Origin of the sequence: Dyella jejuensis, from assembly GCF_044904675.1 — a bacterium.
Taxonomy (GTDB): Bacteria; Pseudomonadota; Gammaproteobacteria; order Xanthomonadales; family Rhodanobacteraceae; genus Dyella_B; species Dyella_B jejuensis.
Genome location: NZ_JADIKJ010000015.1, coordinates 182,579 through 194,680, shown reverse-complemented (window position 1 = coordinate 194,680; position 12,102 = coordinate 182,579). Strand labels below are relative to the sequence as shown.

General features: G+C 63.2%; 6 protein-coding genes. 1 reads left to right on the top strand and 5 read right to left on the bottom strand.

Going from position 1 to position 12,102, the window contains the following annotated elements; translation table 11 throughout:
• Window position 1 precedes the first annotated feature (1 nt).
• Window positions 2-508: a fimbrial protein gene (locus ISP15_RS14035; RefSeq protein WP_404548235.1), complete on the top strand. Its 507-nt coding sequence runs from the start codon at window positions 2-4 to the stop codon at window positions 506-508.
• Between the two features lie 234 nt (window positions 509-742).
• Here ISP15_RS14035 and ISP15_RS14030 read toward each other — a convergent pair whose 3' ends face one another.
• The 5 genes from ISP15_RS14030 to ISP15_RS14010 form a co-directional block, all read right to left on the bottom strand.
• Window positions 743-4,534 carry a translocation/assembly module TamB domain-containing protein gene (locus ISP15_RS14030; protein WP_404548234.1) on the bottom strand — a complete coding sequence of 1,264 codons (3,792 nt, stop codon included), beginning with the start codon at window positions 4,532-4,534 and terminating at the stop codon, window positions 743-745.
• Between the two features lie 220 nt (window positions 4,535-4,754).
• A protein-coding gene (locus tag ISP15_RS14025) for an IS3 family transposase (RefSeq protein ID WP_404548233.1) occupies window positions 4,755-5,899 on the bottom strand; the annotation gives its coding sequence in 2 pieces (ribosomal slippage) (window positions 4,755-5,632 and window positions 5,632-5,899; 1,146 coding nt in all).
• 549 nt (window positions 5,900-6,448) lie between these two features.
• Window positions 6,449-8,212, bottom strand: coding sequence for an autotransporter assembly complex protein TamA (locus ISP15_RS14020; RefSeq protein WP_404548232.1), 1,764 nt, complete (start codon window positions 8,210-8,212; stop codon window positions 6,449-6,451).
• A 540-nt stretch (window positions 8,213-8,752) separates the two neighbouring features.
• Window positions 8,753-11,371, bottom strand: coding sequence for a glycosyltransferase (locus ISP15_RS14015; protein ID WP_404548231.1), 2,619 nt, complete (start codon window positions 11,369-11,371; stop codon window positions 8,753-8,755).
• A 251-nt stretch (window positions 11,372-11,622) separates the two neighbouring features.
• Entirely contained in the window at window positions 11,623-12,090 is a 468-nt protein-coding gene (locus ISP15_RS14010) for a Dps family protein (protein ID WP_404548230.1), read from the bottom strand.
• Between the last annotated feature and the right edge of the window lie 12 nt (window positions 12,091-12,102).

The window sequence follows — 12,102 nt, the reverse complement described above, 5'->3', positions numbered from 1 at the left end:
TATGTCGCCAAGCGGGGATAAGCTCGCGTCCTTTGTCCTTAACGGTAATATCGATGTAGCCCCTTCCACTCCCACCTGCAGCGCGGCATCGCCGGCGGCCGTCAATATCGGTACCGTGCCTGCAAGCCAGTTTGGCGGCGTGGGACAGCCATCGACCACCTCCCAGAACTTCAATATTACGTTGACGTGCACCGGCGGCCAGGCAGGACTGACCACCAATGTCTTTGCCACGCTGACAGATCAGGCCAATCCGGCGAATGTTTCCGACACGCTGCCGCTTACGCCTGGCGGCGCGACGGGCGTCGGTATCCAGGTATTGCACAACGGCACTGTCCTCAAGTTTGGTCCGGATTCGAGCGCGGCCGGCAATACCAACCAATGGAACGCCGGCACCACCGGTAACGGGCAATTCGTCATTCCCCTGACGGCGCGCTACGTACAAACGGCGCCTACCATTACCTCCGGCGCGGCGAACAGTGTGGCGACCTTTACCATGAGCTATCAGTAAAATATTCGCCACGTGTGATTAAAAAAGCCCGGGAATAACCCGGGCTTTTTTAGTTTTGGTATCCACGCGGTTGGCTGGAGCGGCCAGCCCATCGCTGTTCCACGGTCATGCAGGCCAATCGTGCGAGCTGGCATGCCTGCGCTGCAACGGGGGTATGCATGCCATCGTGATGCGGCGTGTTGCCAGCCTTGTTGCCAGCAGCAAGGAATGCGGGCCGCACACTTGCCTTGGCCTTTACCGTTCGATCCGGTAATTGATGCTGGCGCGGTTGAAGTCGGTAGCGTTCTGCGCTTCGAAATTCCAGCGCCGGCTGAGGCGGTAGCGCAGGGTGATGACTTGTCCTGGCTCGAACAGGCCCACGCCATAGCTGAGATACAGCCGCGGCGAAAGGTATTTGCCCACGGTGAAGGCGGAGCTGCCGTTGAGCGCATCGTTGCTCGACACGCCGATATCGTCGAGGCCGATCTTGCTGCCGACGCTTTTCGCCAGCAGGTTGCCGGCGGCCGAGCCGAGTGCCTGCGCCGCGGCGTTGACCGTGCTGCCTTCACCGCCCTTGACCTGCGACAGCGGCTTGCCGGTGACGAGATACGACAAGGCGTCGGACTGGTCCATCGCCGGGTTGGAGAATACGGTGAGGATCGGCCGTTGCGCGGTGCCGGTGATCTGCAGGCCGACCTGCTGGCCTTCATCGATGGTGGCGGTGGGCGTGAGGCTGCGCACGGCGCGAATATTCAAGCCGGGATTGTCGATCGGCGTGCTGGCGAACAGCAGCTGGCCCTGCTGGATATCCAGGTTCTGGCCATAGGCTTTGTAAGTGCCGTTGACCGTGACCTGGCCTTGCCCGGTGGTGTTGCGACCCGGGCGTTCGTCGACCGTGAGCACGCCGGTGAGGTGTCCGTCGAGCCCCATGCCGGTCAAATGGGTGCGCTGGCCGAGGTCGACCTTGATCGAGGCGACGATCGGCGTCGGCCCGCTGTTGGGCGGCGGCTGCGCTTGGTCGACGATGACGATATCGGGCGATGCCTTGGCGCCGCCGCCGCCCGGCAATTTATCGAGGTTGACGTCCGCGCTGTCGAGCCGCACCGTGCCGGTCGCGTCAAGGCCCTGCGCGTCGTGGCGCACCAGCACATCGGGCGAAATGATGACTTTCGCCGCGGGCACATCGACCGCGGTGAACTGGCTGCCTTTGATCGCGATGCTGCTGGGGGTTTGCGCATCCAGGGCGCCGGTGCCCTGGATGGTCAGCGTGCCCTTGCCGGATTGCACGCTGCCATCGATCCGCAGCGTGTGCGTGTTCGCCGCGCTGATGGAAAGCTTGCCTTCGCTGAGCTTGAGCCCGGCATCCGGCACTTCGGCGGCGAAGCCGGCGACCTCGGCCTGGCCGCTCACTGTCGGTTCGTTGAGCGTGCCACCCAGCATGAATTGGCCGTCCAGACGGCCTTTTACGTTTGCCAGCGCGTCGGTGAAGAGGTTGATGATGCCGAGGTTGTCCAGGTGCAGGCCAAGCTGGCCGGCCAGTATTTGCTGCGCTCCGGTGATGCTGGCATGGCCTTGCAATTGGCCATGCCCGTCGATGTCCGCGCGCAGCGTGACTTGCTGGTTGCCCGGCGCGAGCGTGGCGTCGACGGCGAGCCCGCGGTAGGTAAGGGCCGGCTGCTCGGGGTGTTCGTTGTAGGTAAAGCGTCCTTCCGGCGAGGTGATCGTCGCAGTGCCGGTCAATACGCCGGCGGCATTGCGATGCAGCTTGCCGCTGCCTTCGAGCAGACCCTCGGCGCTCACCGGCATGTCGGCATCACCGGCGGCATCCATGACCAATGTGAGCGGCACTGCATGCAGCCGATAATTGACATCGAGATTGCCGGCCTGATCGTGATCGCCGCTGACGCAGAGGAGGGGATCGCCGGCGGTCAGGCATAGCTCGCCGATACTTGCCTTGCCATCGTTCCAGCCCAGGCGGGTCGCCTGTTGCAGGCGCCAGCGCGGCAAGCCGTGCACATCCAGGGTGAGCGCGGACAGTGTGCCGCTCCAGTTGTTGCCCTTCATCGCGCCGTTGAGACGAAGGTCGGTGGAGAGCTGTTCGCCTTGCGCGTCCAGGGTCAGTTGATGTTGCGCGGACGTGCCTTGGGCGTTGAGGCGTATGGCGCGAAATGCCAATCCACCCAGCTTGGCGCCGGATGCATCCAGCGCGAGCTTGCCGCCCGGATGGCTGATGTCGGGAATATCGGCCTGCAAACTCAGCTGCTGGATGGTTTGTTGCTGGTACACCCACGCCAGGCCTTGCAACTCGCCGTTGACCGCCAGCTTCGGCAGCTTGCCGCGCACGCGGAATGCGCCATGGAGTTGTCCGCTGGATTGCGGCAGCCAGTCGCCCAGCGAGGCGATGGCCAGCGTGACGTTGGCGTCGTTGCTGTCACCGGCTCGCGCGAGCAAGGTCACGGTGCTGTTGCCGGAGGCTACGTCGAGCGAACCGTCGAGTACCTCATTCGGAGCCAGGTGCAGATGCCCGTTGCCGTGCAGCGGACGCTGGCGCAGTTGCCCGGCAAGCTTGCGCAAATCGAGCGTCACATCCGGCGCGTTCCTGGTGAGCTTGCCTTGCGTGGCGAAATCGGCGTCGAGCGTACCGTCCCAGCCGGCGAACAACAGGCCCGGATTGAACTTGTCTGCATTCGTTTGTAATTGCCATGCGAGGTCGGGCTGCAAGGTCAACGCGCCGCTGGCCGTGAAGCGTCCCTGCGGCTGCAACAAGCTAAGCGTATGCAGCTGAATCTGTTGCGGCGTGCCATCCAGGTTGAGCGCGAGTTTCGCCAGCTTGCCCGGCGGCCCGATGCTGATATCGCCTTCGGCGTGATAATGCTCCGCGCTGCCTTTGGCGATCAGGCGCCCCTGGCTGTCGAGTACCTGGCCGACCAGGGACGGCGGCAATTGGAGATTGCTCCAATCGAGAGTCAGGTCGGCGCTGAGCGGATGGGCATCCAGTTGCACGCTGCCGGCCGCGTTGAGCTGGCCTTTGACCTGTGGCGAAGCGAGCTGGAGCTGTTGCAGGGTGAGCGTTTTGAAATCCTTGTCGAGGCTTGCCTGCAAGGGTTGCAGCGATAACTGATAGCTGTTGAGTTGCAGCTGGCCATTGACCGTGCCGTGATACTGGTCGCCGCTGCCGTGCAGGTGCGCGCCGAGCTGTTTGAGCGAACTGTCGCCGAGCAACGGCGCGGGATCGAAGGCGGGTACGTCGAGTTGCGCGGTCCAGGCGTTGTCCTTGCGTTGGTCCAGGTCGAGCTGGAGTTGCGCGAGCATGGGCTGTGAAAGCGCGAGCTTCAGTTGTGCGTTGCGGCCGTCGCCTTGGGCATCGATGGTGCCAACGTAGTCGGTATCGCCGAATTTCCATTGCGCCTGTGCGTGACCCTGGCCGCGGTAATTGCGGCCAAAGCCGAGCCGGCCATTGAGATCGATATGGCCCTCTGGCGAACGCAACGCCAGTTTTGCGATATCAAAGCCACGATTGGTCCAACTGCCGGCAAGATCGAGTTGATCGGAAGCGAACAGCGGCTTGCCGTCCTGGCTGATCGCCACGGGGCCGACATGCACGTCATCGAGCATCAGCGCGATCGGGGGCTTCAGCGAAAAACTGTTGGACGATGAAGTGCTTTCCTGCGATTCCGGCAATGCCACCTCAACGCGCGCGACGCGCAGGTCGACAAGATGCAGGCGCTTGTACAGCAACTGGCCGACGCGCCAATCCAGATGCACGGCGGCGATACGCACATCGAGGCCTTCGCCGTCGTGGTACCGCAGTGCGCCGATATCGAGCGGGCCGATCAGGCGGCCTCGCGCATCTTGTACGTGCAGTGCGCCATGCGTGAGGTTTTCCGTCTGCGCCAGGGCGAAGCGCAAGCCGGCTCCAGTAGCCAGCAGCCAGCTGAGACCGCCGGCAATCAGTACGATGATCACCAGCAACATAAGACCAAGCCGGCCCAGCCAGCGACGGCGCGGACGCTTGGTTGCCTGAGTTGAGGTGTTCACTGGATCCATTTTATCGAGCTTCCATCATTTCAGGCACGCAACGTGCCACTCCCTTTCCGGAAGGGAAGAGGAGCAAAGCACGTAGCCTTCTCTCCTTCGGGGGAGAGGAAGCAAAGCAAGTAGCCCTCTCCCCGAAGGGGAGAGGGAGCCCATGCGGCGACTCTTGCGTGAAGCGGGAAGAGGCGGCGATGTCGTGGTCAAGTAATTTCGGACACGCCGATAGGGCATGTCATGCAGCGAGCCGCTCGACTTCGTTGGGAGAGCGGTAGCCCAAGGTGGAGTGCAGTCGAGTCGCGTTGTAGAAGTTGACGATGTAATCGTTGATGTCGCCGATGGCCTCGGCATGGTTGGCGTAATCACGCTGCCAGACGCGCTCCATCTTGAGGTTCAGGAAGAAGCGTTCCATGACCGCGTTGTCCCAACAGTTGCCTTTGCGGCTCATGCTGGCGATCAGGCCGTGACGGGCGAGCAAGGCGCGGTGAGCGGCGCCGGCATACTGGCTGCCGCGATCGGTATGGACCACCAGGCCGGACTGGGGACGGCGGGAGGCAATGGCCTTGCCCAAGGCCTGGCACACCAGCTCAGCTTGCATGTGCGCCGCCATGGCCCAGCCGACGATCTTGCGCGAGAACAGATCCATCACCGCAGCCAGATAAAGCCAGCCGGCGCGCGTACGCACGTAGGTGATGTCCGCCACCCACGCCTGGTTGGCGGCGGCGGGCCGGAACTGTCGCTGCAACAGGTTATCGGCCACCGGCAAGCCATGGCGGCTGTGGGTGGTGTGGACGAACTTGCGCTTCCAGCGCGCACGCAGGCCATGCTGGCGCATCAGCCGTCGTACGCGATAACGCCCCACGGTGAACCCCTGGCCACGCAACGTGGCGGCCAGCCGCCGACTGCCGTAGTTGCCACCACTGGCCAGGTAGGCGGCCTTCAATGCCGTGCTTTGCCCGCAGGCCCTTTTCGGCGTCTGTCGCTGTCGGCGGGCGCTGTAGAACCCCGAGCGACTGACCTCCAGCAATCGGCACCAGCGCGACACCGTGGCCTCCTTCTGCCCCTGATCGATCAGCCGATGGATCACTTCAGTTCCCGGGCGAAGAAGGCCGATGCTTTTTTTAGCAGCGTGTTGTCCTCACGCAAACGACGGTTCTCCGCTTCCAGTTCGCGGATGCGTTGCTGCTCGGACGTCAGTGGCTTGCCCAACCCGGGGCCACCGGCACGCTCGGCCTCGTATTGCGCCAACCAACGGCGCACAGCGCTATCGACCAGATTCAGATCGCGACACACCTGGCCAACGTTCAGGCCTTGGTCGCGGATCATCTGGACTACTTGCAGCTTGAAAGCAGTATCAAAATGACGTCGAGGAGATTTCATATCGTTCCGGTCTCGTGGGGGAAGTTTCCCCTATCGAGCTGTCCGAAACCATTAGACCAGCGCACAAAGCGTATAGCCCTCTCCCCTCCGGGGAGAGGGTTGGGTGAGGGGCCAATCTTGCGGAGAGGCATCCTGTCTTGTGCGCGTTCCTTGCGGGATCGGATCGCAAGAAGCGTCGTTCTACGCAAGCCCCGGCCCCTCACCCCAACCCTCTCCCCGAAGGGGAGAGGGAGCCCATGCGGCGACCCTTGCGTGAAGCGGGGAGAGGAGACAAAGCGTATAGCCCTCTCCCCTCCGGGGAGAGGGTTGGGTGAGGGGCCAATCTTGCGGAGAGGCATCCTGTCTTGTGCGCGTTCCTTGCGGGATCGGGTCGCTAGAGGCGTCGTTCTATGCGAGCCCCGGCCCCTCACCCCAACCCTCTCCCCGAAGGGGAGAGGGAGCCCATGCGGCGACCCTTGCGCGCAGCGGGGAGAGGCGGCAAAGCGTATAGCCCTCTCTCCTCCGGGGAGAGGGCGCCTACGCAGCGATGTGGAATAGCTACGCCGCACGTTAAAGATCCGGGCCAATAACAAGATGCAGCTCGACACCATGGCGCTGCGCATCGTTGACCGGCGTGCCCAGGTCGACACGGATCAGGCCGACCGGCGAGCGCCAGCGTACTCCGACGCCGGTGCCGAGCTTCGGCTGCACGTTGGTGCCGTTGAAGGCATTGCCGGCGTCGATAAACGTGGCAACGCCCCAGTGCGGGGTGAAATAGTGTTCCACCGTGGCGCTGGCGATCACCAGGCTGTTGCCGCCGATTACGCGGCCGTAACTGTTCTCCGGGCCGATCGATTGAAAAGAGTAGCCGCGGACGGACTGATCGCCGCCGGCGAAGAAACGGAGCTGCGGCGGCAGGGCGTCGAAGTTGTCGGTCCAGACATGGCCGATGCTGCCACGCAGGATCAGCCGATTGTTGCGCCAGAACGCGCGAATCCATTTCGCATCCACGGTCACTTCGCTGAAGCGCGCGGAGGACAGCAGGTCGCCAGCGGTGCTGCGCGCATCCAGGCTGATCGACCAGCCACGGTGCACGAAGTCCGGATTGTCGGCCTGCTTGCGCGCCAGCGAACCTTCCACATAGACCAGGGTGCTGCTGCCGTGCTCGACGCCGGGGGTGCTTTCCGGTTCGTCCGGGGTCTTGCCGACGTCGAAGGTGCCGGTCAGCCCATGCACGCCGACGGTGCGTACCCAGTCGTGCCACAGCTCGCTTTCGTTGGCGACCAGTTCCAGCGTGCGCGCCTGCGAGGTGACAGTGTTCGCATCACGGTAAGTGGCGCCGAAATTGAGGCTGCGCTCGTTATCGCCGGCTAATGGAATGGTGTATTGGCTGGAGATGGTTTTCAGGCGCTGTGCGATGACGACGTCGTTCTTCCACTTGTGGCCGTATCGATTGATCCACCGTTGCTCCACGCCGCCGCGCACGCCGAAGCCGGTGTCGGTGCCGATGAACAGTCCGCTGGTATAGATGGTGCGCTTGGCCGGCGCCAGTTCGACCTTGATATCGACGATGCCTTGCCTGGCGGTGTCGATCTGCGGCATCACGTTGACCACCGAGAAGTAATCGGCGCCGTTGAGCGCCTGCTGCAGTTTCAGGATCTGGTTCTGGTCGAAATAATCGCCTTGCTTGAACGGTACGTAGCGCTGCAGGAAACCCTGCTCGAACTGGGAGCCCTGGAAGAGCACCTGCCCATAGCGGTAACGGCGTCCCGCGCTCCAGGCCAGGTGTACCGCGGCGCTGTGTTCGCCGCGATTCACTTCGACGCGGTGCACGGTGAGCTTGGCGTCGAGGTAGCCGTTGGCGGCGAGCGCGGTGCTTAGCGCGTCACGGGCCGAATCGTAGGCTTCATCCTGCAGGCGCTCGCCTTTGAGTTTTTCGATGCCGCGGCGCGCGGCCTGGATGGGGCGCAGCTTTGCGGCGTTGGCATCGAGCTTGATATCGACCGAGGTGACCATGACCGGCGCGCCCGGCACCACGTGCAGCGTGACGCGCCAATCCTTGCCGGCCTGTTCCACCTTGTTCGAAGCATGGGCCTCGTAATAGCCGTAAGGCTGCAAGGCCGTGCCGACCTGGGCGTCGGCGCGATCGGCCAGGCGCCGCACTTGCGCTTCGCTGACCGTGCGCGTGGCGTATTGCGAGAGGCTGACGCCGGCGATGACCGCACCCTTGAGCGGATCGTCCACACCGTCCACGACCAGCTGCACCCCCGCATGGCTCAACGCGGGGATCAGCAGCAAGGTGAGCAGGCTCAGGCAGCAACGGCTCCGGCGCATGCGTCAGGGTTCCATCCTCAACTTGGCATCGCAAGTCGCAGCTTAGCGAGTAGCGGGTGCACGGCGCATTAAGCCTGCTCTTATGGATGATGTAGTTCTTGCGTTCGCCTGCTTGGCGGAAAGGTGCTGCTCTTCTTCCTCTCCCCGGAGGGGAGAGGGTCAGGTTTTGCGCGCTGTTCTACTTCCTCTCCCCGCCGGGGAGAGGATCGAGGTGAGGGGTGCTTTTGCACTTTGATGTATCGAAGCGCGCTTTGCAGGAGACGGCTGCGCAAGATTGGCCCCTCACCCAACCCTCTCCCCGGAGGGAGAGGGCAGGCATTGCGTGCTGCGCTTTCTCTCTCCCCAGCGGAGAGAGGGCTGGGCTGTCCTTCTTCCTCTCCCCGCCGGGGAGAGGATCGAGGTGAGGGGTGCTTTTGCACTTTGATGTATCGAAGCGTGCTTTGCAGGAGATGGCTGCGCAAGATTGGCCCCTCACCCAAACCCTCTCCCCGGCGGGGAGAGGGCCAGGCTATGCGCGATGTTGGAGAGGGCTACGAAGGTTCAGCCGGCTTTGTCGCCTGACTTGTGCGCAATCCACGCGCCGGCGAGCGCCGAGATATATGGAATGGCCTGCGCGGACAGGATGAATATCCACAGCTGGCCTTCGGTGTAGTGCGAAGCGGTGCTCATCGCCATGCCGACAATGCACAGCACCAGCGCGAGGAACATCAGCATTTCCTCGCGTACCGGCGCGAAGGCGGCGAAATTGCTCTCGCCCATGCGCCGGCTCTTGGCGGTCACCACGAACGAGGTCTTCTCGCGCGTGAGCCCGTGCAGGATGCCGCGCGCGATGGCGTGGCTCAGGCCCATGCTGGCGACGGAGGCCATGAGGGTGTCGTACCAACCGCAGGGAACGCGCGCGCGATAGAGCACGAAACCGAAGATCGCCTTGGCGAAGAAGAAGCCGATCACCGGGATCAGGAACAGCTGCATCGGCAGGCTGAAAATCTGCGGCAAGCCCACCATGCCGGCAGTCCAGAAGATCGCCATCAGGGTGAAGATCAGGTGCAGCGCGTCGGCGAACCAGCTGAACCAGCCGGTGAGGAAGTGGAAACGCTGGCCGCTGCTGAGCGGGCCTTTCTTCACCATCCAGCTCCAGCGACCCTTGAGGATCTGCATGGCGCCGAAGGCCCAGCGGTAGCGCTGGCTCTTGTAGGCCTTGAAGTCGGCCGGGGTGAGGCCCTTGCCCATCAGCTCGTCGACATAGACCAGCTCGTAGCCGGCATGCATCAGGCGCAGGCCCAGCTCGGCGTCTTCGCAGATGGTCCATTCCGACCAGCCGCCGGTGCCTTCCAGCGCGGAACGCCGCACCATGGTCATGGTGCCGTGCTGGATGATGGCGTTGCGCTCGTTGCGATGGTGCATGCCGATGCGGAAGAAGCCGTCGTATTCCCACGCGGTCATGCGGCGGAAACGGTTGTGCTCGAAGTCGCGGTGCGCCTGCGGGCACTGCACCACGGCCACCTTCGGGTCGTGGAAATAGCCGGTGAGCGTGGCCAGCCAATCGGCGCGCACTTCATAGTCGGCATCGATCACCGCCACCACGTCGGCGCGCGGATCGGTTTCCTTCAAGCCGAAATTCAGCGCGCCGGCCTTGAAGCCCGGCCACGGCTCGAGATGGAAGAAGCGGAAGCGCTTGCCGAGCTGCTCGCAGTATGCCTGCACCGGCTTCCAGGTGGCCGGATCCTTGGTGTTGTTGTCGATCACCAGCACTTCGAAGTTCTGGTAGTCGAGCGCCGCCAGTGAATCGAGCGTGATGATCACCATCTCCGGCGGCTCGTTGTAGCAGGCCAAGTGGATGGAAACGAACGGCTGCTTTTCGACCGGATCGGGCGGCAGCATGCCGGCATGGCGCATCCAGTCGCGCCGCCACAGCACTTCGGTGAATTCGAAGCCGTTGATCAGCAGGATCGCCAGGATCGCCACCTGCGCGGGGAACAGCAGCACCAGCATGCTCCAGTCGACCCAGTCGAGGTAGAAATTGAACGGCAGTGTCACCGACCACACGATCAGTCCGCAGGCCAGCTGGATCAATACGTCGAAGAACAGCCGCCCGGTCAGCCTGAAGCGGCCGAAGCGGATGCCGAACCACACCATCGGGATCAGCGCCAGCAAGCTGGCGGCGATCGCCTTCCATGGCCAGCCGGTGTCTTCCGTCACCGGGCCGGTGAACGGGAATTTCAGCTGGCGGTCGGCGTTGAAAATGCCCCAGTAGGCGCCGGTTCGGCCTTCGCCGAGCCCTTCCTTCCAGGGTTGGTCGAAGGCTTCGAACAGGTAATAGTCGACGTTGTTCTGCTTGGCCCAGATCAGCCATTCGCGATCGAAGATGGCCTCATTGGAAATCGACGGATAGGCCCGCTCGCGGCGATCGCCATTGGAGGGCCAGCCCACCTCGCCGACCACTATGTGCTTGGTCGGAAAGCGTTGCCGGATGGACTGGTAGGCGCCCTCGGCCGCTTGCAGCGCAACGGACTTGCGCTCGTCGCTGGATACCGGCAGGCCGTTCCAGAACGGGAACAGGTGGATGGTGATGAAATCCACGTGATCGGCCAGTTCCGGATACTTCAGCCAGATGTAGTCCGGTTCGGCGATCGACACCGGCTGGCGGATATGCGCGCGCGCCCGGTCGAGGTACGTGATGACCTTGTCGAGGGGCAGGTCGTTGCGGAACAGTACCTCGTTGCCCACCAGCACGCGCTCGATCGTGTCCGGATAGCGATGGGCGAGGGCGACCAGCGCCTGCATCTCTTTCTCGTTGTTATCGATGCGCGTATCGATCTGCGTACCGGCCATCACCTTCAGCCCTTCCTTCTGGGCCAGGCGGTAGACCTGCGGATTGATCAGCGTGGAATAGGTGCGGATGCGGCCGGTATAGCGGCGCAACAGCTTGAGATCGCCATCGATCTGGTCGTCGCTGGGGAAATCCTGGTTGAACGGGTTCTGGTAGCGCTGGAACAGCGAGACCGAGAAGCCATTGATCTGCCCGTGCCAATCGTCCGGGCCATGCGGGAGATTGCCCCACCACCACAGGCCGATGTTCAGCGCGGCGACCACGAGCGCCAGCACAATGGCGGTGAATACCGATAGCCTGGTTTTTGGTTGGTTGGGTCTGGCGCTCAAGAAAGTCCCCGTAAGTCACCTCTCACGAGGCGCATGAAGCTCACGGAGCTTAACCAATTAACGGTAGTGGGCTCAATAAATTGCGCCCGTAGCGGTCAGCGCAAGGTCAGGGCCATGGCATCGGGGAAGAAGATGGCCGGAAATTTTCTCCGCGGCACGCGATCGATGAGAAACGGTAAAGGACGAGCAGGCCCCGGCGCGAGACTTGCGCCGGGGCCTGATTGCGCCATGTGCGTCTCGTCCCGCGCCGGTCACTTCAATAACGAGCGCAGCATCCAGGCGGTCTTCTCGTGTTCCTTCAGGCGGCCGGTAACGATGTCGGCGGTGCCTTCGTCGCCTGCCGCGTCGGCGCTCTTGATCACCTCGCGCGCGGTCGTCGCGGCAATCTCGTGGCCGGTGACCAGTTGCCCGACCATGTCTTTCCAGTCGGGTACGTCGGATTCTTCCTTGATGGCGGTGAGCTTGCCGAACTGGCTGTACGAGCCGGGGGCGAACACATCCAGTGTGCGGATGCGCTCGGCCACTTCATCCGCCGCCAGCCACAGTTCGTTGTATTGCGTTTCGAACATCGCGTGCAGGCTGTTGAAATGCGGCCCGGTCACGTTCCAGTGGAAGCTGTGGGTTTTCAGGTACAGCGAGTAGGTGTCGGCGAGCAGCTTGGATAGCTGCCTGGCGACGGCCTCGCGATCCTTCCTGGCGATGCCGATGCTGGTGGCCATGGTGGAGCTCCT